Source organism: Candidatus Limnocylindrales bacterium (assembly GCA_035571835.1).
Taxonomy (GTDB): domain Bacteria; phylum Desulfobacterota; class Binatia; order UBA1149; family CAITLU01; genus DATNBU01.
On the sequence record DATNBU010000019.1, the window covers coordinates 1 to 23,428 of the forward strand.

Here is a 23,428-nt window from a genome sequence, read left to right on the forward strand (position 1 = left end):
GCTTCGCGGCCGTAGCTCCGGCCGGCGGAATCCCACTGGAATCCGCGCTGAAACGGGCCGAGGCCAAGCCGGCGGATGACCTCGTCCAGCATTGCGGCTTCGGCCTGGCTGATGGCGCCGTCGGCACGCGCGACGCGGGCAAGCATCTCGACGACGATGATGCGTTCCTGAAGCGCGTACTCGGCCGTGAGCCGCTGACACAGCTCGGCGATCGAAACCTGCGACCCGCGCGCCTGCTGGATGAGCTCTTTCACCCACAGCAGCTTCTCGTCGCTGTAGCCGAGCTCGTGCTGGAAAAAATGCCGGATGGCGGTGACCTCGCGGCGGTCGAGGCTGCCGTCGGCTTCGGCCAGCCGCACCAGCAGCGCGACGAGGATCTCGACGAACCGGTCGTGGCGTTCGCGCGCGAGAGGCAGCGCGCGCCGGCGCAGCCACCACGTGCCGATGGTTCCCGCCAGCAGCGTGGCCGCAAACAGGAAAAGGGCGACGCGCAGAAGTCCCGCGAACAGCGGCGTTCCGCCGAACAGCGCCAGCAGCAGCAGGAAGATGAGGCATCCCGAATTTGGGAATTGGATCACGCGAGCGCGCACTCGAGGGGAGGAGATGGTCGGGGTGAGAGGATTTGAACCTCCGGCTCCTGCGTCCCGAACGCAGTGCTCTACCAGGCTGAGCTACACCCCGCAGCCTCGCAGCCGAGCCAGATAACACGGCACCGGCGGAAACCAAATCTTCGCCTTTTTGCGGGCCCGCGGACGATCGCGAGGTCGATCCCGAAGTCGACTATCCTGCGCGGTGGCACCAGCGCCGGGTGGAAGTTACGCGGCTGCGTTTCCCCGCAGCGCGCGAATCGTGGCGGCATAGTCGCCGCTCTTGAAAACGGCGGAGCCGGCGACGACGACGTCCGCGCCGGCGTCGATCACGAGCTGGACGTTGCCGGTCTTGATGCCGCCGTCGACCTCGAGAATGTAGCCGTACCCGTGCTTCTCGCGCAGCTCGCGCAGCGCGGAGAGCTTCGGCAGCGACACGTCCATGAACGGCTGCGCTCCGAAGCCCGGATTGACGCTCATGACCAGCACCAGCGCCGCGCGCTCGAGGGCCTCGGCGAGCGTTGCGACCGGCGTATCCGGGTTGATCACGATCCCGGGCTTGCCTCCGGCCGCTTCGATGCGGTCGAAGACGCCTCCGATGTCGGAGACGACCTCGCGATGCACGCTCACGTAGTCGGCTCCGTTTTCGATGAAGCGCTCGACGTATTTTTCGGGGTGCTCGATCATCAGGTGCACATCGAGCACGAGGTCGGTCGCACGATCGATCGCACCGACGATGTCGGGCCCGAGCGTCAGGTTCGGGACGAAGTGCCCGTCCATCACGTCGACGTGGATCCAGTCGGCGCCGGCGGCGGTAACCGCGCGGACTTCGTCGGCAAGCCGGCCAAAATCCGCGGAAAGTATCGATGGCGCAACGCGAATCACGCCGCCTTATACGAAGCGACCGGCATGGCGGCAACCGAGCGGCTTGCGCTCGTTCGCGGCGGCTCGGTGAGGCGCAACCGGCAGGGCATGCGCGCACGCAGTTTGCGACGAGCCGTGCGCGCCCTACACTCGGCCGGATGAACGCCGGCAGAGTCGAACATGGTCCGCGCGATTCGGCGGCCCTGCGGCGCCGGATGATGTTTGCCACGGTGAGCCTCGGCGTCGCGCTCGCATGGGTCGTTCTCGAGGTTTCGCTTCGCCTTGCACCCCAGGTGATCTCGCCGCGGCTGCTGATTCTTTTCGAGCCGGGCCTGCGCGCCGAAATTGCCGCGGGAGCATTCCCGCTCGAGAAGGACTACCGGCGCATCGAGCGCGATGACGAGGGACCGCCGCTGTTCGTCGCGAAGCCGGAATCGCCGATCGTGTCGGTGGACAATGCGGCCGGCAACGCGCCGCGCTCGACCGACGAGATCGGCTTCTGCAACCCGCCCGGCAAGTATGCAGCGCGCGATGGCATCGACGTGATCTCCGTCGGCGACTCGTTCACGTGGTGTCACGCACTGCTTCCTGCTCAGACGTGGACTGAGCTGCTCGAGCGACGCACCGGTCTGTCCAGCTTCGATCTCGGGCTCGGAGGTCTCGGCCCCTACGAATACCTGCAGATCCTGCGCGAGTTCGGGCTCGCGAAGCATCCGCGCGTGGTCATCATGAACGTCTACGGCGGCAACGACCTGCGCGATGCCGTCGAGTACGAACGCTACCGAAGCGCGGTCGAAGCCGGCGGCGCGCTGCCGAGCGAGGGGCCGCAGCCGATCGCACCGGCGCTGGCGGCCAGCGTCGTCGGACGCCACAGCTACGCGCTGAATCTGATCCTCGCGCTGGTGAGCCGTGTGGCGAGCCCGAGTGAGAAGGATCCGGAAAAGGCCGGCGTCGACTTTCACTACTCGATCGACGGAGTGGACGGGCCGATCCCGTTCAATCTCGAGAACCGCGATCGCGATGAAGTCGCCGCCGCACGCCGCTTCGAGCGCGGCGTGGCGACGCCGGAGCTGTGGGCCGGCGCGCTGTCACGCTTCGGTGCGCTTGCCCGCGAGCACGGCTTCCTTGCAGTCGTGAGTTACACGCCTTCGGCGCACACGATCTATTCCGATCACCTGCGGTTCGCGGATCCGACGATCGAGCCGGTGCTGCGAAAGCTCGACGACGCGCAGCGCGCCTGGCTCGCCGGCCATGCCGACGCAGACGGCTACGTGTTCCACGACCTGACCCCGGAGCTTCGAAGCGCCGCGGCGAACCCGCGCCCGTCGAACCTGCTGTACGATCCGACCACGATGCATTTTTCTGCCCGCGGTCATGAGGTCGTAGCCGAAGCATTCGCAGGCTTTCTCGCCGATCGCGGTATTTCGGGAAAGAAATAACCCGGCGGCCGGTGCGGGGGCGTCGGCGTGCGAGTCGTTCCGCAGCGAAGCGAGGACTAAAGCGAGCGCGCCGATGCCCCCGTGCCGGACGCCGCGCACGATCGGAACGCAACGCGCTCGCGTCAGGTCGGCTGCGGTGCCGCCGGCCGAGGCCGGTCGTGGCGCTTCAGTCGCACCGCAAAGAAGCCGTCGATGCCGTGCCGGTGCGGAAAGGTTCGCATGGTTCCACCGGCATCGGCGAGCGCCGCGACGACCGGCGGCAGCGTGGCGGCTCCTTCCTGCTCGAATTCGGGATGCGCCTCGAGAAAATCGCGAACGACATCTTCGTTCTCGGTGCGCGCGATCGTGCACGTCGAGTAGACGAGCCGTCCGCCCTGGCGCACGCGCTGCGAGGCGGCCTCGAGGATCGATCGCTGCCGGCCGGCAAGATCCCGGAGATCCGCGGGCGAGCGGCGCCAGCGGATCTCGGGATGCTGGCGTAACGTGCCGAGACCGGAGCACGGTGCGTCGGCGAGCACGGCATCAAAAGTCCCGGCGATTGCGCCGAGCTCCTCGATCCCGCAATCGAGAAAACGCACTTTCTGCTGGATGCCCGCGTTCTCGAGCGAGATGCGGACGCGCTCGTCGGCGCGCGGCGCGGGGTCGCACGCGACGACGCTTCCACGCAGTCCGACCTTCGCGGCGATCGCCGCGGTCTTTCCGCCGGGCGCCGCGCACGCGTCGAGGATTTTCTCGCCCGGCCGCGGATCGAGCAGCTCGACGACGAGCTGCGACGCTTCGCCCTGAACCACGGTAAGGCCTTCGAACTGCCGGACCGCGCCGCCGACGACGATCGATGTCGACGCATGCGTTCCCGCACGCACCGAAAATCCCGCCGAACGGATGGCCTGCACGGCGGCATCGCGGTTTCCGAGGGCGCGATAGCACGTGGGCGCAGCGTCGTTGTTGGCTTCCATGAGCGCCTCGGCGTCCGTCTCGCCGAGCTCGTCGAGCCACATGCGCACGAGCCAGTCCGGATGCGAGTGCATGACGCCGAGCCGCGTTTCCTCGGGCGCGTCGGGCGCAGGCGCGAGGCCTTCGCGCTGCGCACGCCGCAGCAGCGCGTTGACGAAACCGCGCGCGCTCGCCGCGCGCCGCACCACCAGATCGACGCTCGTCATGACCGCGGCGTGATCGGGAATGCGATCGAGGAACGCCATCTGGAAAAGGCCGAGACGCAACGCGATGAGAACGACCTGGTCGATTTTCTCGATCGGCCGATCGGCCCAGGCCTGGATCGTATGGTCGAGCGTGCGCTGCCGCGCGATCGTGCCGTAGACCAGGATCGTCGCGAGCGCGCGGTCGGCCTCGTTCATGCGCAGCGTGTCGTACGCACGCGCGAGTGCTTCGTCCGACCACTGGCCGCCGTCGACGGCGACGAGCACGTCGGCGGCAAGACGTCGCGGATCAGTCGCCATTGCCCAAAATGCGCGGGCCGGCGGCCTTCAGTCCGCGTTCATAAGCGAGCGCGGACATCGCGCGCTTTCCCTCGGGTTGGACCTGCAGAAGCTCGAGCACGCCGGTGCCGCACGCCACGAGCAGGCCTTCTTCCGAGGCACCGAGGACGGTTCCCGGCGCGGCGTCGTGCGCGGCCCTCGAGAAGCGCGCGTCGAGGATTTTCAGCCGCGCGCCGCGATCGGTCGCGAATGCGCCCGGCTGCGGCGAGAACGCGCGCACGCGCAGCCACAGCGCCTGCGCATCTTCGTTCCAGTGAATCGACGCTTCCTGTTTGCGAAGCGGCGGCGCGAACGTCGCATCGGCATGATGCTGCGGACGCCGGCGGATCGCTGCTCCGTAGTCGGCGAAGCGGTCGATGGTCTCGACCAGAAGCTCGGCCGAAAGCGCCGCCAGCTCGGCGCGAAGCCCGGCGCCGTTCATCGTGGCCGGAATCCGCATCGAGCGCTCGAGAATCACGTCGCCTTCGTCGAGCCCTTCGTTCATCTGCATGATCGTCACGCCGGTCTCGGTCATGCCGGCAAGAAGCGCGCGTTCGATCGGAGCGGCGCCGCGAAGCCTCGGAAGCAGCGACGCATGCGCATTGATGCAGCCGAGGCGCGGCGCCGCGAGCACCGCACGCGGCAGGATGCGCCCATACGCTACGACCACGCCGAGATCGGCGTGAAGCGCCTTGAGCTGCTCCACGAAGCTTTCTTCGCGCGGCGACGCAGGCTCGAGAACCTCGATGCCGGCCGCGATCGCTTCGCGCTTGACCGGTCCGGCTTCGACCTTGTGTCCGCGGCCGCGCGGCTTGTCCGGCCGAGTGACCACGGCCCGCACGCGATGCTTGGTAGTCAGCAGCCGCCGCAGCGAAACCGCCGCGTATTCGGGTGTCCCCATGAAAACCAGATCGAGCGATTTCGTGTCGGAAGAGGTCAGAAAAGCGTGCCCGTGCCGGAGCCGGCCGCTTCGACCAGCTCGGGATTCTCCTTGCGCAGCCTTTTTCGATAGAGCTCACGCTTCAGCCTGGAGACGTGGTCGATGAACAGCGTGCCTTCGAGATGGTCGATCTCGTGCTGCAGGCAGACCGCCTCGAGATCGCTCGCCTCGATCTCGATTTCCTTCTCGTCGAGCGTCCAGCCGCGCACCAGGATTTCCTGCGCGCGCGTCACTTCGGCCGTGTAGTTGACGACGCTCAGGCAGCCTTCTTCCCAGACGATCGAGCCGCGCGACTCGACGATGACCGGGTTGATGATCTTGAGCAGGTTCTTGCCGCGGTTGTCGGGATCGGTGTCGACGACGATCACGCGCTCGAGCACTCCGATCTGCGGCGCCGCGAGCCCGATTCCGTTGGCGATGTACATCGTGTCGACCATGTCGTGCAGCATGCGGGCGACATGTCCGCCGATGTCGCGGACGTCATGCGCCTTCTGCTTGAGCACGCGGCTCGGGTATTTGTGGATCTCGAGAACCGACACGATCCGGTAGTGAACGGGAAATCACGGGGAAGCGCAACAGCCCGATTTTCCGGCCTGTTCGAGGCCGCAGCGGCGCCCCGGCTCAGAACATGTCGACCGGATCGACGTCGACAAGCACGCGAATTCGCGAAGCCCGCGCAGCCTGGGACACCGCGGCGCGGCCACGCGACAGCGCGGCTCGCACGAGCGCAGATCGGGGAGACCGTACGTGCACGTGAAAGCGGTAGCGCTCCTTGATGCGCTCGATCAGGGCCGGCGCAGGGCCCCGCACCTGAATCTCGCCGCTTTCCGTACCAGCCTCCATCATCGCGCGGGCGGCCTGGGCCGAGAGCCGTTCGACCATCTGGCGGTCTTCGCCTTCGAGCCGGAGCATGCCCATGCGCGTGATCGGCGGATAGCCAAGCGTCGTGCGCTCGGCGAGCTCCTCGCGCGCGTAGGCGTCGAAGTCGTGAATCGCCGCAAGCGCGATCGCCGGATGCTCGGGCTGATACGTCTGCACGATCACGTTTCCCTGCTCGGTGCCGCGCCCGGCACGTCCCGCAACCTGCGAGATCAGCTGAAACGTGCGCTCGGCTCCGCGAAAGTCGGGCACCGACAGCGACACGTCCGCCTGCACGACGCCGACGAGCGTGACGCCGGGAACGTCGTGGCCTTTGGCGATCATCTGCGTGCCGAGCAGTACGTCGACCTCGCCGCGCCGCCACGCCGACAGCGTTTCGGCAAGCAGGCCGCGCTGCTCGGTCGCATCGCGGTCGAGCCGCGCAACACGCGCGTCCGGCAGCAGCGTGCGAACCGTCGCCTCGAGCCGCTGCGTGCCGAGTCCCTGCGAGAACATCGCCGTCTTTCCGCAGGACGGGCACGCGGCCGGCATTGCGCGGCGCGCGTCGCAGTGGTGACAGCGAAGCGTGCGGTCGTTCTGATGCACCGTCATCGCGACGCTGCACGAGCCGCATTCGAGCGTCACGCCGCACGCCCAGCACTGCAGTGAACACGCATATCCGCGCCGGTTGAGGAACAGCAGCGTCTGCCCGCCGGCCGCGTAGTTCTCGCGCAGCGCATCGGTAAGCCGCTGGCTGAGGCCGCCGCCCTGCTCGATGTCTTTTCCGCGCAAGTCGACGAGCTCGATGCGCGGAGGCGGACACGGCGTGACGCGCGTCGGCAGCCGCAGATGCCGATAGCGGCCGTCGACGGCGTGCCGCCAGCTTTCGAGCGACGGCGTCGCCGAGCCGAGCACGACCGGGCAGCCTTCGATGCGGCCGCGCATGACGGCCGTGTCGCGGGCGTGATAGCGCACGCCGTCGTCCTGCTTGTACGACCCGTCGTGCTCTTCGTCGACGACGATGAGGCCGAGGCCCGATACCGGCGCGAGCACTGCCGAGCGCGCGCCGACGGCAATCCGGGCCTGGCCGCGCGCGATGCGCCGCCATTCGTCCCAGCGTTCGCCTGGCGTCAGATCGCTGTGCAGCACCGCGACCGCATCGCCGAAGCGCGCGCGAAAGCGCGCGACGACCTGATGGGTCAGTGAAATCTCCGGCACCAGCACGAGCGCGCCCTGCCCTCGCGACAGCGCCTCCTCGATCGTTCGCAGGTAGACCTCGGTTTTGCCGGCCGCGGTCACGCCCTGGAGCAGCAGCGTGGAGAAGCTTCCGGAAGCAGCGATGATCGCATCGACGACGCTCTGCTGGTCGGCGGTAAGCGCCGGCGGCTCGGCATGCTCGACATATTCCTGCGGCGAGCGCATGCGCTCGGCCTTTTCGCTGCGTACGATTCCAGCCTCGACGAGCGCCGCGAGCGACGCCGGCGCCGACGGAAACAGCGCGGTGAGCTCGCTCATCGTCGCGCGGCGCCCGGGCTGGCGCGCGAGATGCTCGAGCAGCGCGCGGCGCTTCGGTGCGCGTGCCAGCAGCGTCTGCTCGAGCGCATCGTCGGGCATGCGCTTGATGATCACCGACGTCTCGTACTGCGTGCGCGTGCGCGGAGAAGTCAGCACGTCGTCGATCGACGCGATGCCGCGGTCGACGAGCGAGCGCAGCGCGCGGTCGATATTCTTGCGGCCGACCGCCTGCGCGATCGAAACCAGCGGCATCGGCCGGTTGGCCTTGGCAAGCAGGGCGACGATTTTCTTCTCGAGATCGTCGCTGATTTCGGGCAGCTCGCCTTCGCGCAGCATCACAGCACGGTGCGAGGTGGTCGTGAGCGCACGTCCGACAGCCAGCGAAAGCGTGTCGCCGATCGGCGACAGGTAGTAGTCGGCCATCCACTCGAGAAGCTCGAGCAATTTCGCCGGTACGATCGGGCTGTCGTCGAGCAGCGAGATCAGCGGCCGGCACACGACGCCGTCGGGCGCTGCGTCGGCTTCGCCGATGACGAGCGCCGTCACGCGCCGCGGCCCGAGCGGCACCACCACGCGCATGCCGGTCCGCACCAGACCGCGCAGCGAATCCGGCACCGCATACGAAAGGCGGGCAAGGCTGGCGACGGCCGGAAGCGGCGTCACATGAACAAAATCTGACACGTACGCCACTCTTACATGACACGCCCGAATGTTCCTCTTCGAGACGGGGCGGACGACGATAAGGGCCACATCTGCTTCGTTGGATTCCGGCTTCGTTCGGTCGACGTAGGGGAAGTACGACTCCCTCACTACGCCGGAATCCGCCTCGCATCTGGACCCTTCTCGTCGCCCGCGCAGGACGCCCTCTTCGAGACTCGGCCCGCGGATAGGGCGCGAGTGATGGAGCTCGATCGATGTCTGTTTTTTGTCGATGGGGAGGCGGCTCATTACAGCGCGGTCGTTGCGTGCGCAGGCGGAACTGCTCGAGACTCGGGCGCATGATTACGTCGCTTCGCACGAGACGCGCGGTCTTCTGGTATCTCGCTCCGGACCGCATCGTCGCCGCAGTCGTTTCGCGGGCGGAGCGGGAGCCGGTGCTGGAAGCGTGCGCGGCGTCGTATGCACCGCCGGTCGCCGGGTCCTGTTTCGCTCCGGGCGTCATCGAGGTCGCGTGGGTGCTGGGATGCGAGCGCGATCCGCACATTGCGGCGCTCGCTGCGCCGTTCTGCCGCGTGGACTCGGCTGCTTCCGGCCAGGCGCCCGTGGACGACGATCTCGAATGCGAGGAAGCCGAAAACGTTGAGCCGAACGCGCGCTATGGAGAGGCGCTTCCGCAGCGAGCCGAGCGCCTGGCAGCAGTAACCGGCGCGCAGGACGGCACGCGGGTCTGGGCTCAGGAAGGAGCGGTCGCGCAGGCGGCGGCAGTCTTCCGGCGGGCGCGGCTTCGCCTGATCGCGCTCGACTGCGAGCCGTGCGTGCTTCTGTCGCTTTCGGCTGCGCTCGGCACCGGCGACGTTCTCGGCGCGCGGCGCCAGCATCTTTCGGCTGTGTCCGTGCTGCCCGAATCCGAAGCGGCCGCGGAAGCGCTCGGCGAGGATCTCGCCGTGCCGGTCGGGCTTGCGGTCTCGTGGTTCGGAGCAGGCCGTGCGCGCTGACCTGCTGGCCGGCGAGCGGCGCGCGCGGCACCTGCGGCGCGCGCTCGTCGGCGTGTGCGGATTGATCGCGTTGAGCGGCGTTCTTGTCCGCAACTTTCACCGGGCGCCGGAGGCCGCGCCTGCTCCATTGCCCGCAAGCAAGCCGGCCGCGGCTGCCGTCCCGGACCGTACGAAGGTCGAAGCGGCGACCGTCGTGACCGCGTCGCAGCCAGCATCGAATCTCAAAACGAGGCCGCTCGCTGCATGGCTCGCCGATGTCGCGCGCGACGCCGACCGCGACCTCGTGATCAGCCCGGATCTGAGAGGCGACCTGACGGCGAGCGAGTCGAAGGATCTCGACTGGAAGGCACGGCTCGAGGCCTACTCGCACGTATTCGGCTTCGATTTCGTAGTGCGCGACGGGCTGATCGAGGTGCGCCGGGCAAGCGCGGGCAGTCACGCGGAGTCTGCTCGCGAAGAAGAGTCCGCTCACGCAACCGAATCAGGCAAAGCCCCGACCGAGAACGCCGCGCCGGCTGCGGGCGCCGCAGCCGCAACGCCGGCGGCCGCACCGCCTCCTCCTCCGCCGCAGACGCGCGTGATGCGTCTTGCATATGCCACAGCCAAGGAAGCGGCGTCGGTCCTCTCCAAGAATGCGACGGGACTCGACGTAACGGCGATGGCCGATCCGTCGTCGAATTCGATCGTGCTCTCCGGACAGCCGAAGGAGCTCGCACGCGTCGCGGCGGTCGTCGGCGAGCTCGACCGGCCGCGAAGGCGCATTCTCCTCGAAGCGAAGATCGTCGAGGTGCTTCGTTCGGCGCGGCTCGATTTCGGCGTCGAATGGAAGCTTACCGGCACGACAGTCGGTGGAGACGTGCGGTTTCCGCCGCCGCAGAGCGACGCCGGCAGCGCCGCGCTGGTGATCGCCACGCACGGCGCCGCCGCGCTAGATGCGAAGATCTCCGCGCTCGAAGCCGGCGGCAAGCTGCACGTGATTTCGCGTCCGAGCGTCGTGATGGTCGAAGGCAGCCCGGCAACGATCGAGAGCGTGCGCATCCTGCGCATACGCCTGCCGAGCAACGGCACGGTCGTCGGCGACGAAGTCTCGACGGGATCGAACGGGCGCGCGACCGAAGACATTCCCGTTGGTGTACGGCTCGAAGTCACGCCGGCGATCCGCGCGGGCGGACGCGTGCTGCTGCGCGTGAAGGCGAAGTCGAGCAGTCTCGGCGCACCGCTGCCGCCCGACAACATTCCGGAAGAGCTCAGCCGCATGGTCGACGCTGAAGTGCTCGTAACCAGCGGCGAGACGGCGGTGCTCGGCGGTCTTTCGCGCGAGGCCGGCTCAAAGAGCGGCGCGGGCGTACCGGGACTGCGCCGCGTTCCAGGGCTCGGCGCACTGTTCGGCAGGAAATCCGATGCGTCCGAGGACGAAGAGCTCCTGGTCCTCGTCACGCCGCGCGTCCTCGACTGACGTTCCTTCCCCGCCCGCCCGTGATACGTTCCGCAGACTCGCCATGCTTCACGTCGTGCTCACAGGCTTCATGGCAAGCGGCAAGACCGCGGTCGGGCGCAGGCTCGCCCGCCGGCTCGGCTTCGATTTCGTCGACACCGACCAGGTGATCGAAGATCACGCCGGCGCAACGGTTTCCGAGATTTTTGCGCGCGAAGGCGAGCCGGCGTTCCGGCGGCTCGAGCGCGAGACGATCGAAGGCCTTGCGCTCGAGCGGCCGACCGTCATTGCGACCGGCGGCGGCACGTTCGTCGATGCGGAAAACCGCGCGACGCTGCATCGGCTCGGTCCGGTCGTCTGCCTCGTGACGTCTCCCGAAGTCATCCTCGAGCGCGTGTCGCGCTCGGACAAGCGGCCGCTTGCGTCTGGTCCCGGTGCGCCCGAACGGCTCGCAAAGCTGTATGAGACACGGCTTCCGTTCTACAGGATGGCCGACGTGATGGTGGAAACCGACGGACTGACGGTCGACCAGGCGGCGGCGCGCGTCGCGGCAGCGATCTCGCCGCGCCTGCGCAGCAGTGCGCGCAGCGAAGCGCAGTGCGACGCGAAACCTCGCCCGCAATCGGACGCCGCGACCACGGCTGAAGCAAAGCCATCCGCCGGCCCGTCCGGCGACAAGGAGCGATCAGCCGGCTCGCCCGCAGAGAAAGAGCGATGACCGTTGCTGCGAACGTAAAGAACGCGCGCGCAACCGTCCGCGTTGAGCTCGCGGAAAGATCGTACGACTGCACGGTCGGCGCCGGCGTTCTCGATGACGTGGGCCGCGTGCTCGCCGCGATGAAACCCACGCGCGTATTTCTCGTCACGAACGAAACGGTCGCTCCGCTCTACGCGGCCGCCGTTCGCGAGAGTCTCGCGGCGGCCGACACACGGCTCGCGGACGAGCTCGTGTCGATCGAGCTCCGTGACGGCGAACGCTACAAGACGATGGCGAGCGTGGAGACGATCTACGACACCGCGCTCGAAGCCGGTATCGATCGCAAAGCCGTCCTGGTTGCGCTCGGCGGCGGCGTCGTCGGCGATCTCACGGCTTTTGCTGCCTCCACAATCCTGCGCGGCGTGCGCTTCGTGATGATCCCGACGACGCTGCTTTCACAGGTCGATTCGAGCGTCGGCGGCAAGACCGGCATGGATCGTCCGCAGGGAAAGAACCTCGTCGGCACGTTCTGGCAGCCGTCGGCCGTGCTGATCGATCCGTCCACGCTGGCGACGCTGCCGGAGCGCGAGCTGCGCGCCGGGCTTGCCGAAGTCGTCAAGACCGGTGCGATCCTCGATGCCGAGCTGTTCGAACGGCTCGAACGCGACGCCGTCGCGCTCGTCGCACGCGATCCCGAGGTGCTGACCGAAGTGATCGCGCGCTGCGTCCGCATCAAGGCCGACGTGGTCGAGCAGGACGAGCGCGAGGAGAAGGGTCTCAGGCGCATTCTCAACTTCGGCCACACGGTCGGGCATGCGATCGAGCAGGTGACCGGCTACGACCGCTTCCTTCACGGCGAAGCGGTCGCAATCGGCATGGGCGTGGCAGCCCGCCTCTCCGAAAAGCGCGGCCTGTGCGCGGCGAGCGACGCGCGCCGCATCGAATCCCTGCTCCACCGGCTCGGGCTCGAGCACGAAGTGCCGTCCGGTCTCGACAGGGAAGCGCTCGTCCGTGCAATCCGTCTCGACAAGAAGGCCGAGCGCGATCGCGTGGCGTACATCGTCTGCGAAGCGATCGGACGCTGCCGCGCGGAGACGCTCGAGGTGGCCGAAATCGCCGCCGCCATATAGAGGCGGCCGGGGCACATCGCATGACCGCACGTAAACCCATCCTCGTGGTCCACGGACCCAACCTCAACATGCTCGGCACGCGCGAGCCGGACGTGTACGGCACCGCTACGCTCGCGGACATCAACGCATCGCTCGAAAAGCTCGCCGGCGAGCTCGGGACGGCGATCGAGACGTTCCAGTCGAACGGCGAGGGCGAGCTCGTGACGCGCATCCAGCAGGCTGCGCGCGAGAACTCGGGAATCCTCATCAATCCGGGTGCGTACACGCATACGAGTGTCGCAATCCGCGACGCGATCGCGGCTGTCGGCATACCCACGGTCGAGTGTCATCTGTCGAACATCCACAAGCGCGAAGAGTTCCGTCACCGTTCGCTCATCGTGGACGTCGCCGTCGGCCAGGTGATGGGCTTCGGTGCCGACAGCTACCTGCTCGGGCTGCGCGCGCTGATCGCCCTTCTCGCTCGATCATGATCGACGCTGCAGATCGGCGCCGGCGCCGTTGATTTGCGCCCCAACTTGCACCAGTAGTCTGCGCCGTTGATTTTGCACGCTTGATTTCCGACGTCTCGACTTCCCAGCTTCGCAGCGCGCTCGGCGAGGAGCTTTCGGCTTATCCGGAGCTGAGCTGGCGCATCCAGGGCCTGACCGGCGGATCGCCGGCCTACGTGCTGTCGCGCATCCTCGAAGGGCTCGGCAGGCCGACCTTGGTGGTCACGCCGAACGAGAAAGCCTCCGAGGAGATGGTCGCCGAGCTTCAGGCTTTCTTCGGCGAGAAAGGCGACGACAGTTTCCTTGCGCGCCGCGTGCATCTGTTCCCGTGCCGCGAGGCGCCACTGCTCGAGATGGTGTCGCCGTCGGTCGACGTCGAAGCGTCGCGCACGTCGACGCTCTATCAGCTGGCACAGAGCAAATCGCCGGTGCTGGTGGCGAGCGTCGATGCGCTCTCGCAATGGGCGATGCCGCCGGACGTGCTTGCTTCGACGTCACTGTATTTCGTCGTCGGCGACGAGCTGCTGCTCGAGCAGCTGGTCCCGAAGCTCGAGGAATCCGGCTATCGCAAAGTCGCGACCGTCGACGAGCAGGGCGAGATCGCCGTGCGAGGCGGCATCATCGATCTGTGGCCTCCGGGATTCGAGTATCCGATCCGCGTCGAGCTCGGCGGCGACGCGATCGATTCGATCCGGCTGTTCGACCCCGGCGACCAGCGCTCGTTCCAGCCGAGCGAGGATCTGGTGGTGCTGCCGTCGGCGCCGGTCGCGCTCGAGCGGCTGGCCGACCCGGAAATCCGCCGTCGCATCGGCGCGCGCTGCGAAGAGCTGCTGCTGCCTTCGTCCGAACGCCGCCGGCTCGATGAGTACCTTGCGACCGGCGTGCATTTCCCCGGCATGGAGCTGCTGGCGCCGTACGCATACGGAAAGCGCACGACGATCGTCGATCATCTGCTGGCGTCGACGCTGATCGTTCTCGTCGATCCGCCGGGAGTCGAGACCGCGGTCGACTCGCTGCACGAATCGCTCGCCGACGCGGCCGAAGCCGCGCGAAGTGCCGGCAGCTTCCATCCCGAAGCGTCGCTGCTGCATCTCGACCGTGCGGAGCTGCACGCGCTGCTTTCGCGCCGGCCGCGCATCGAGCTCGATTTTGCCGAAGCGGTCGAATCGGGCGGCGAGCCAGGACACCGCACGTGGCGCGTCGACGTCGCGGCCAACACGCGCATCACCGCAGCGCGAGTCCACGCGAAGGCCCAGCGCGGCGAGAGCGGATTCGCGCCGGTCGTCGACGCGCTGACGGGCGCGCGCAACGACGGCAACCGCGTGGTGCTGCTCGCGTCGGATCCGACCCAGCTCGGGCGCATCGATCATCTGCTGTCGCTCGCCGGCGTCGAGCACGTGGTGCGCGGGCAGACGTTCGCAAAAGCGATGGCGGGCCACAAGGGATCGATCTGGCTCGTCGAGGGACATCTGCACGAAGGCTTCACGCTGAACGCCGATCATCTTCTGGTCGTCAGCGACGAGGAAATGTTCGGCGAGCGCCGCTCGCGGCCGCGCCGGCGCCGCGCCGGGCGCGCGCGCATGCTGAGCGCGCTGGCCGAGCTCAAGCCCGACGATTACGTCGTGCACGTCGATCACGGAGTCGGCCACTACCGCGGGCTTCGCCACATGAAGGCCGCCGGCATGGAAGGCGACTTCCTGCATATCGAATACGCGGGCGGCGACCGCTACTACCTGCCGGTCGATCGCATCAACCTCGTCGAGAAATACAGCGGTGGCACCGGCGCGGTTCCGCAGCTCGACAAGATCGGCGGGGCGAGCTGGGAGCGGACCAAACGCCGCGCGCGCGACTCGATCCTCGAAATGGCGCGCGAGCTTCTCGACCTCGAAGCGTTCCGTCAGGTCAGCAAGCGTCCGCCGTGGGCGCGCCCGGGCGCGGACTTCGAAGAGTTCGAAGCGCGCTTTCCGTTCGAGGAAACCGAAGGCCAGCTCACCGCGATCCGCGAGATCGTCGAGGACCTTGCGCGCGACCGGCCGATGGACCGCGTCGTCTGCGGCGACGTCGGCTACGGAAAGACCGAAGTTGCCGTGCGCGCCGCGTATCTGGCGGCGATGGCCGGCAAGCAGGTCGCGGTGCTGGTTCCGACCACCGTGCTGGCGCGCCAGCACTTCGAGACGCTGCGCACGCGCTTCGAAGGCTATCCGCTCAAGGTCGAGACGCTGTCGCGGTTTCACAGCAAGGCCGAGAATGCGGCAATCGTAGCCGGCCTTGCCGATGGAACCACCGACGTCGTGATCGGCACGCACCGCCTGCTGCAGAGCGACGTCGAGTTCGCACGCCTCGGCCTGCTGGTGATCGACGAGGAGCACCGCTTCGGCGTCAAGGCGAAGGAGCACCTGAAGAAGCTGCGCCGCGAGGTCGACGTGCTGACGATGACGGCCACGCCGATCCCGCGCACGCTGCAGCTTTCGCTGAGCGGCGTTCGCGACCTCAGCCTGATCGAAACGCCGCCGGTCGACCGGCTTGCGATCCGCACGTACGTGGCGCGCTACGACGAAGGCCTCATCCAGCAGGCGATCCGCCGCGAGCTCGGGCGCAGCGGCCAGGTGTTCTTCGTGCACAACCGCGTCAGCTCGATCGACGTGATGGCGCACCGCATCGTCGAGCTCGTTCCCGGCTGCCGCGTGGGCGTCGGCCACGGGCAGATGGACGAGGACGATCTCGAGCGCGTGATGGTCGATTTCTTCGAGCACAAGGTCGATGTGCTGGTCTGCACGTCGATCATCGAATCGGGGCTCGACATTCCGAACGCGAACACGATCCTGATCGATCGTGCGGATACGTTCGGCCTCGCGCAGCTCTACCAGATCCGCGGCCGCGTCGGTCGTTCGCATCGGCGCGCGTACGCGTACCTTCTGGTTCCGGGCGAGCGCATGACCGAAGACGCGCGCAAGCGCCTTGCCGTGCTGCAGGACCTCGACGACCTCGGCGCGGGCTTTCGGCTGGCCGCGCACGATCTCGAGATCCGCGGCGCCGGCAACCTGCTCGGCAAAGCCCAGTCCGGCCACATCGGTGCGGTCGGTTTCGATATGTTCCTTCGCATGATGGAGGAGGCTACGCAGGAGGTGCGCGGCATCATCCCGCTGGCGCAGGTCGAGCCGGAGATCGAGCTCGGCACCGAAGCGTTCCTGCCCGACTGGTACATTTCCGACATCGGCGAGCGCCTGATGCTCTACAAGCGCCTCGCGGGCGCGCCGGATGCGGACACGGTCAGCTCTCTTCGCGAGGAGCTCGAGGATCGCTTCGGCACGCTTCCGAAAGAAGCGCGCAACTTCGTCCGCATCATGCGCCTGAGGCCTGCGCTCAAGCGTCTTCTTGTAGTCTCGCTCAAGGCCAGCGATAACGTCGTGGCCCTGCGGCTGGACGCCCGCTCGCCGGTATCCCCGGATCTCCTCGTTGCGCTGGCGGCGCGGCAGCCCAAGCGCTACCGGCTGCGGCCCGAAAACGTGCTGATGATGACGACGGTGCCCGGCGGCTGGGACAACCTGGTGGACGATATCGAAAAGCTTCTCGACCGGCTGGAGAAAGGTGACGGAGGATCGACGGATGATCGAACGCAACAGCAGCCTTCGCCGCTCGGCAAGATCGGAAGGATCCGCCGTGCAGCGCGCTGAGAACGCACAGCGTCGCCCGGCGGCTGTCCCGGAGACGACCGCACTTCGTACGCGGCTTGCGCTGACAGCGGCGTCGATCCTGATGGTGTGCGCGGCACCTGCGGCGGCGGCCGAAAGCCCGGCGGCCAAGCCGGTCAAGCCTGCGGTCATCCAGCCGGCAAAACCGGCTGCCACGAAATCGGCGGCGACCAAGCCGGCGAAACCCGCTACTGCGAAAACCGCCAAGGCGAAGTCCCCTGCAGCCAAGCCCGCGAAACCTGGCGCTGCGACGGCGCCCGCCGAAAGCGCCGCTAAGACCGACACCGAGAACACCAATTCCCGATTCCTCGACGGTGTGGTTGCGGTGATCGACGGCGATCCGATCACGCTCCGCGAGCTCAAGCGCTACGGCACCAGCAGCGCGCCGTTTCTGCCGCCCGACGTGCGCGGAAACTACAAGATGCTGCTCGATTCGATGATCGAGCACCGCCTTCTCAAGGCCGAGTTCGAAAAGAACGGCATCGCCGCCGAAAACTCGATGGTCGATCGCTACATCGCCGGCATCCTCCAGGAAACTCATCAGACCCGGCAGACGCTCGAGCTCGACATCGCCAAGGCCGGGCTGTCGTGGAACGACTACTACGAGCGCATGCGGGAAGAAGTCGAGCGCATCCAGCTCGTCAACCTGCAGATCCGTTCGCGCGTCAATGTTCCGGAGGAGGAAGTGCGCGACGTCTGGGAGAACGACCCGAAGTACGTCGAGGACGAAAAACTCGAAGTCGGAGCGATCTTCCTCCCGGTCAAGCTCGGCGAGCCGGCGGACGCGGCGCTCGAGGAGGCCCGCAAGGTCCGCAAGGAAGCCGATCGAAACTTCGAGGCGGCAGCACGCAAATACTCGCAAGGGCCGGCCGCGGCCGAAGGCGGCCATCTCGGCGACTTCAAGCGCGGCACGATGGCGTCGCATTTCGAAAAGGGACTCGCCGGACTGAAGGAAGGCGATGTTTCCGAGCCGATCCAGGGGCCCGGCGGCTACTACATCGTCAAGCTGATCGACATCAAGGTGTCCGGCCGGGTTCCGTTCGAGCAGGTGAAGGAGGAGCTTTCCGACAAGCTCTACGAGCAGCGCCTCCAGGAACGCTACCAGAAGTGGGTCACGACCGATCTGCGCAAGGACCATCGCGTCGAGATCCTCGTCGACGGTCTTGCGCTGATTGCTGCCGACGCCGATGCACGTGCCAGCGAAGCGTCGGCAAAGCCGGCAGCGATTGCCGGCGCAGGAACTGCTTCGGCCGCGACTCCGGCGAATCCTGCAGTCGCCGGCACTGCGAGCGCGAATGCAGCCGTCGGCGGTGCTGCGGTCGCGATGCCCGCGACCAACGCTACGGGCACGGCCGACGCGCCCCGCGAGCCCGCTGCTCCGTGAAGCCGCTCGTCGCCGTCAGTCTCGGCGACCCGGCCGGAATCGGACCCGAGATCGTAGTCGAAGCCGCCACGCGTCCATCGGTGCGACGCGCGTGCCGGCTCGTCGTATACGGTGACGAGGCCGTGATCGCTGCCGCGCGCAAAGCCCGGCGAATCGCAGCCGGCGCAGCGAGCGCGATCGAGCGCATCGAGCCCGTGACCAGCCTGCGTCTTGCGGGAAGTCTGCCGAAACCGGGAAAACGCTGCGGGGAAGCGGCATTCCGCTATCTCGAGGCCGCGGCGCTCGCGACCTCAACGGGACGGGCCGACGCGCTCGCGACCGCGCCGCTGAACAAGTTCTGGCTGCACGAGGCCGGTCACCACTACGACGGACACACCGAGTATCTCGCCGAGCTTGCCGGCATGCCGGCGACGATGATGCTGGCGGGACCGCGGCTGCGCGTCGTGCTGGTGACCACGCATATCTCACTCGCGAAAGTACCGACGGTGCTGACGACCGATCGCATCGTGGCTGCCGGCCGTACGGCGTCCGATCACCTCGCGCGCTTTCATCGCATCGCGAAGCCGCGCCTTGCGGTTGCCGCGCTCAACCCTCACGCCGGTGAGGGCGGACTGTTCGGAGACGAGGAAGCGCGCATCATCGCGCCTGCGGTGCGCAGGCTGCGCGCGGCGCGAGTCGACGCGAGCGGTCCGTTTCCGGCCGACACGCTGTTTGCCGCCGCAGTCTCGGGTGCATACGATGCGGTTCTTTGTATGTATCACGACCAGGCACTGATCCCGCTTAAGCTCGTCGACTTCCGCGAGGCGGTGAACGTCTCGATGGGGCTTCCGTTCCTGCGCACGTCGCCGGATCACGGCACCGCGTACGACCTCGCCGGCAGCGGCCGCGCGAGCGCCGACAGCATGGAAGCGTCGATCCTGCTCGCTGCCGCGATGGCGGCTGGCCGCGGCGCGGCCAGCTCCGCGAAAGGCAGCGGCCACGCGCCCGGCGCGCGAGGTTCCGCTCCACGGCGCGCACGGAAAGCCGTCCCGGCGAAAAGGAAGCCGCGTTGAAGCTCAACCCGCAGATTTTCCGGGAGTACGACATTCGCGGCATTCCGGGCGTCGACTACGACGAGGAGTTCTCTGCGCTTCTCGGCCGCGCGTTCGGCACGATGCTGCGCGAGCGCGGCATTTCGCGCTGCGTCGTCGGACGCGACTGCCGCCTGAGCAGCGCCGCGCAGACCGGTGCGCTCGAGCAGGGGCTTCGCGAAACCGGCATCGACGTGACCGACGTCGGCATGTGCGCGACCCCGCTGCTGTACTTCGCCGTCCATCATCTCGATCTCGCGGCCGGCATCCAGGTGACCGGCAGTCACAATCCGGCCGACCACAACGGCTTCAAGATCGTCGTCGGCAAGTCGACGATCTACGGCGACGACATTCGCGACCTCGCGCGCCGCATCGACCACCGCATCTTCACGTCGGGAAGCGGCAGCGAGGACAAGTTCCAGATCGTTCCGGCCTACTGCGGATTTCTCGCGGAGCATTTCGGCCGCGTCGCCGCGGGCCTCAAGGTGGTCGTCGACAGTGGCAACGGCACGGCGGGTCCGGTCGCTCCGCGCGTGTATCGAAGCATGGGCGCCGAGGTCATCGAGCTCTACAGCGAGCCGGACGGAAACTTTCCCAATCATCACCCGGATCCGACGGTCGAGAAGAATCTTGCCGACCTCATCGCCAAGGTCCGCGAGACGGGCGCCGATCTCGGCGTCGCGTTCGACGGCGATTCCGACCGTGTCGGCGTCGTCGATGCGAAGGGCCGCATCGTCTGGGGCGACGAAATGCTCGTCGTGTTCGCGCGCGACATCCTCGAGCGTCATCCGGGCGCGACGATCGTCTCCGAGGTCAAGTGCTCGCAGCGGCTTTACGACGACATCGCGGCCCGCGGCGGCAACGGCATCATGTGGAAAGCCGGCCACTCGCTGCTCAAGGCCAAGATGCGCGAGACCGGCGCGCTTCTCGGCGGCGAGATGAGCGGCCACCTGTTTTTCGCAGACCGCTACTTCGGCTTCGACGACGGCATCTATGCCGGTGCGCGCATGATCGAGATCCTCGCGCGGACCCGGCGCAGCCTCGAGGACATGCTCTCGGACCTGCCGCGCAGCGTGTCCACTCCAGAGATCCGCGTGCCGTGTCCTGACGAGCAGAAGTTCCGCCTGGCCGACGCTGCGCTGCGGCGTTTCCGCGAGCTCGGCCATGAGATCGTCGACGTCGACGGCGTGCGCGTCGTGTTCGATCACGGCTGGGGCCTGATCCGCGCGTCGAACACGCAGCCGATCCTCGTGCTGCGCTTCGAGGCCACCGACGACGTCTCGCTCGCTCGCTACCGGCGCCTGATCGAAACCGAGCTCGACAAGCTGCGCGAGGATCTACCGGCAGAATGAGCGATTCGATCGTCATTCGGGGTGCGCGCCAGCACAACCTGAAGAACATCGATCTCGAGATTCCCCGCGACCGGTTCGTCGTGATCACCGGATTGTCCGGCTCGGGAAAGTCCTCGCTCGCGTTCGACACGATCTACGCCGAAGGCCAGCGGCGCTACGTCGAATCGCTGTCGGCCTACGCGCGGCAGTTTCTCGAACAGATGGAAAAGCCCGACGTCGATTCGATCGAAGGCCTGTCGCCGGCGATCTCGATCGAGCAGAAGACGACCACGCAGAGCCCGCGCTCGACCGTCGGCACGATGACCGAGGTCTACGATTACCTGCGCCTGCTCTATGCGACCATCGGCAAGCCGCACTGCTGGCAGTGCGGTCGCGAGATCTCGTCGCAGACCGTCGCGCAGATCGCGGCGCGCATCGCAGAGTTTCCGCAGCGCTCCAAGGTCGACGTGCTCGCGCCGGTCGTGCGCGGCCGCAAGGGTGAATACAAGAAAGAGCTCGCGGATCTTCGCAAGCAGGGCTTCCTCCGCGTCCGTGTCGACGGGGTGCTGCGCGATCTCAGCGAAGACGTGCCGCTGGCGCGCACGCAGACGCATACCATCGAAGTCCTCGTCGATCGGCTGGTGCTGCGGCCGGGCGTCGAAAGCCGCCTCGTGGATTCGATCGGCGTCGCGCTGCGCCTTGCCGAACAGAGCATCATCGCGACATGGAATTCTCCGGACGGCGATTCGGGCGAGGAAAATTTCAGCCAGCGCTTCGCGTGCGCGACCTGCGGGATCTCGTTCGCGGAGCTGAGCCCGCGCACGTTCTCGTTCAACAGCCCGCATGGCGCGTGCAAGGAGTGCAACGGGCTCGGCCGCACATCGACGATCGACCCGGAGCGCCTCGTCGTGAAGCCCGACGCGACGATCGAGGACGGAGCGCTCGCCGGCTGGAATCGCCGCCTTGCCGACAAATACGACTGGGCGCTGGCCTCGATCGCGAAAGAAAACGCCACCAGCATTGCGAAGCCGTGGCACGCGCTGCCCGAAGCGGCGCGGCGCACGATCCTGTTTGGCACCGGAGACCGGAAAATCGCGTTCTCGAAAGGCTCGACGCGTGCGTTTGCGGGCGTCGCGGCGCTGCTGACGCGCCGCTACAAGGAATCGGATTCGGAATGGGTGCGCTCCGAGCTCGAGCCGTACATGACCGAGAAGCCGTGCGAGGCATGCGACGGCAAGCGACTGCGCAAGGAGGCGCAGTCGGTGCTCGTCGGCGGCCGCAGCATCGTCGACGTCGTCGAGATGCCGCTCGATGAGGCCGCCGCGTTCCTCGATCACCTGAAGCTTTCCAGGCGCGAGCAGGAAATTTCCAAGCTGGTGCTGCGCGAGATTCTCGAGCGCCTGAGCTTCCTCCAGCACGTCGGCCTGTCTTACCTGACGCTTGCGCGCGCCACGGGATCGCTCTCGGGCGGCGAGAGCCAGCGTATCCGGCTTGCGACGCAGATCGGCGCCGGTCTTACGGGCGTACTGTACGTCCTCGACGAGCCGTCGATCGGGCTGCACCAGCGCGACAACGCGCGCCTGCTGTCGAGCCTGCGTGCACTGACCGACCGCGGCAACACCGTCCTCGTCGTCGAGCACGATGCCGATACGATGCAGGCAGCCGATCATCTGATCGACCTCGGTCCCGGCGCGGCCAAGCTCGGCGGACAGATCGTCGCGCAGGGAACCAGCGCGGAGGTCATGGCCGTCGAGTCGTCGCTGACCGGACGGTTTCTCTCCGGGCGCGAACGCATCGAGCTGCCGGCGAAGCGTCGTTCGGGATCGGGGCAGTCGCTGGTCGTACGCGGCGCGCGCCACCACAACCTGCAGGGCATCGACGTCGCGATCCCGCTCGGATGCCTGACGTGCGTGACCGGCGTATCGGGCTCGGGAAAAAGCTCGCTCGTGATCGACACGCTCTATGCGTCGCTCGCGAGGCGCCTGAACGGTGCCTCGCTCGAAGTCGGCGCGCACGACGCCATCGACGGCATCGAAGCCATCGACAAGGTGATCGACATCGACCAGACGCCGATCGGGCGCACCCCGCGCTCGAATCCGGCCACCTACACCGGGCTTTTTGGCGACATCCGCGACCTGTTCGCGATGACGCCCGAAGCCCGCATGCGCGGCTACGCGGCCGGCCGCTTCTCGTTCAACGTCTCGGGCGGACGCTGCGAGAACTGCGCCGGCGGCGGCATGATCCGTGTCGAGATGCATTTTCTTCCCGACGTCTACGTCGTCTGCGACGCGTGCGGCGGGCGGCGTTACAACCGCGAAACGCTCGAAGTCCGCTACAAGGGCCGAAGCATCGCCGACGTCCTCGACATGACGGTTGCCGATGCGCTCGAGTTCCTGTCGCCGATCCCGTCGGCGAGAAGAAAGCTGGAGACGCTGGCTTCGGTCGGTCTCGATTACGTGCACCTCGGACAGTCGGCGACGACGCTTTCCGGCGGCGAGGCCCAGCGCATCAAGCTCGCCAAGGAGCTCGCCCGCCGCGCGACGGGACGCACGCTGTACATCCTCGACGAGCCCACGACCGGTCTGCATTTCGCCGACGTGCGCCGGCTCGTCGACGTGCTCGGCATGCTCGTCGACGCCGGCAATACCGTCGTGGTGATCGAGCATCACCTCGACGTCGCGAAGGTCGCCGACTGGATCGTCGATCTTGGACCGGAAGGCGGCGGCGGCGGCGGCCGGGTCGTCGTCTGCGGCACGCCGGAGGATGTCGCGCGCTCGGACGAGTCGCACACCGGACGTTTCCTTCGCGATGCGCTCGCCCAGGCGAAGCGGCGCTGAATCGCTGTAGCGGCCCTTGCCGGATGTCGCT

At 67.5% G+C, this 23,428-nt stretch carries 17 protein-coding genes and 1 tRNA gene; 11 read left to right on the plus strand and 7 right to left on the minus strand.

Annotated elements, in window-relative coordinates:
* From VN634_09085 to rpe, 3 genes are all read right to left on the minus strand, one after another.
* The coding region (locus tag VN634_09085) for a TerB family tellurite resistance protein (protein ID HXC51023.1) at positions 1–578 on the minus strand (578 nt) is incomplete at its 3' end.
* A gap of 26 nt (positions 579–604) precedes the next feature.
* Positions 605–681: transfer RNA gene (locus VN634_09090), tRNA-Pro, on the minus strand.
* A gap of 134 nt (positions 682–815) precedes the next feature.
* Positions 816–1,472, minus strand: a complete 657-nt coding sequence (rpe, locus tag VN634_09095; protein ID HXC51024.1) for a ribulose-phosphate 3-epimerase — start codon at positions 1,470–1,472, stop codon at positions 816–818.
* Between the two features lie 194 nt (positions 1,473–1,666).
* Between rpe and VN634_09100 the strand changes: the two genes are divergently transcribed.
* Complete coding sequence (locus VN634_09100) at positions 1,667–2,890, plus strand: hypothetical protein (GenBank protein ID HXC51025.1); 1,224 nt, start codon at positions 1,667–1,669, stop codon at positions 2,888–2,890.
* A 122-nt stretch (positions 2,891–3,012) separates the two neighbouring features.
* Here VN634_09100 and rsmB read toward each other — a convergent pair whose 3' ends face one another.
* From rsmB to priA, 4 genes are all read right to left on the minus strand, one after another.
* Positions 3,013–4,347, minus strand: a complete 1,335-nt coding sequence (gene rsmB / locus VN634_09105; GenBank protein HXC51026.1) for a 16S rRNA (cytosine(967)-C(5))-methyltransferase RsmB — start codon at positions 4,345–4,347, stop codon at positions 3,013–3,015.
* Positions 4,337–5,266 (minus strand): methionyl-tRNA formyltransferase, encoded by a 930-nt coding sequence (fmt, locus tag VN634_09110; GenBank protein HXC51027.1) that lies wholly within the window; start codon positions 5,264–5,266, stop codon positions 4,337–4,339. The genes rsmB and fmt overlap by 11 nt, the downstream gene beginning before the upstream one ends.
* A 35-nt stretch (positions 5,267–5,301) precedes the next feature.
* The gene (def, locus tag VN634_09115; protein ID HXC51028.1) at positions 5,302–5,844 is read right to left on the minus strand and encodes a peptide deformylase; all 543 of its coding nucleotides are present in this window, start codon (positions 5,842–5,844) and stop codon (positions 5,302–5,304) included.
* Positions 5,845–5,926: 82 nt separating this feature from the next.
* A complete protein-coding gene (gene priA / locus VN634_09120; protein HXC51029.1) occupies positions 5,927–8,359 on the minus strand; it encodes a primosomal protein N' in 2,433 nt (810 codons plus the stop codon).
* 317 nt (positions 8,360–8,676) lie between these two features.
* On the opposite strand from priA, the gene VN634_09125 reads away from it, so the two are divergent.
* The 10 genes from VN634_09125 (at position 8,677) to uvrA (ending at position 23,397) form a co-directional block, all read left to right on the plus strand.
* Entirely contained in the window at positions 8,677–9,333 is a 657-nt protein-coding gene (locus VN634_09125) for a hypothetical protein (GenBank protein HXC51030.1), read from the plus strand.
* On the plus strand, positions 9,323–10,789 hold the full coding sequence (locus tag VN634_09130; protein ID HXC51031.1) for a secretin N-terminal domain-containing protein: 1,467 nt from the start codon (positions 9,323–9,325) through the stop codon (positions 10,787–10,789). Before VN634_09125 ends, VN634_09130 begins: the two co-directional genes overlap by 11 nt.
* A 43-nt stretch (positions 10,790–10,832) precedes the next feature.
* Positions 10,833–11,486 (plus strand): shikimate kinase, encoded by a 654-nt coding sequence (locus tag VN634_09135; GenBank protein HXC51032.1) that lies wholly within the window; start codon positions 10,833–10,835, stop codon positions 11,484–11,486.
* Entirely contained in the window at positions 11,483–12,595 is a 1,113-nt protein-coding gene (gene aroB / locus VN634_09140) for a 3-dehydroquinate synthase (protein HXC51033.1), read from the plus strand. Before VN634_09135 ends, aroB begins: the two co-directional genes overlap by 4 nt.
* 20 nt (positions 12,596–12,615) lie before the next feature.
* Positions 12,616–13,065 carry a type II 3-dehydroquinate dehydratase gene (gene aroQ, locus VN634_09145; protein HXC51034.1) on the plus strand — a complete coding sequence of 150 codons (450 nt, stop codon included), beginning with the start codon at positions 12,616–12,618 and terminating at the stop codon, positions 13,063–13,065.
* Between the two features lie 80 nt (positions 13,066–13,145).
* Positions 13,146–16,757 carry a transcription-repair coupling factor gene (gene mfd / locus VN634_09150; GenBank protein ID HXC51035.1) on the plus strand — a complete coding sequence of 1,204 codons (3,612 nt, stop codon included), beginning with the start codon at positions 13,146–13,148 and terminating at the stop codon, positions 16,755–16,757.
* Positions 16,744–18,159 carry a peptidylprolyl isomerase gene (locus VN634_09155; GenBank protein HXC51036.1) on the plus strand — a complete coding sequence of 472 codons (1,416 nt, stop codon included), beginning with the start codon at positions 16,744–16,746 and terminating at the stop codon, positions 18,157–18,159. Before mfd ends, VN634_09155 begins: the two co-directional genes overlap by 14 nt.
* Entirely contained in the window at positions 18,156–19,211 is a 1,056-nt protein-coding gene (pdxA, locus tag VN634_09160; protein HXC51037.1) for a 4-hydroxythreonine-4-phosphate dehydrogenase PdxA, read from the plus strand. The genes VN634_09155 and pdxA overlap by 4 nt, the downstream gene beginning before the upstream one ends.
* Positions 19,208–20,581, plus strand: coding sequence for a phosphomannomutase/phosphoglucomutase (locus tag VN634_09165; GenBank protein HXC51038.1), 1,374 nt, complete (start codon positions 19,208–19,210; stop codon positions 20,579–20,581). The genes pdxA and VN634_09165 overlap by 4 nt, the downstream gene beginning before the upstream one ends.
* Positions 20,578–23,397 carry an excinuclease ABC subunit UvrA gene (gene uvrA / locus VN634_09170; GenBank protein HXC51039.1) on the plus strand — a complete coding sequence of 940 codons (2,820 nt, stop codon included), beginning with the start codon at positions 20,578–20,580 and terminating at the stop codon, positions 23,395–23,397. Before VN634_09165 ends, uvrA begins: the two co-directional genes overlap by 4 nt.
* Positions 23,398–23,428: the final 31 nt, after the last annotated feature.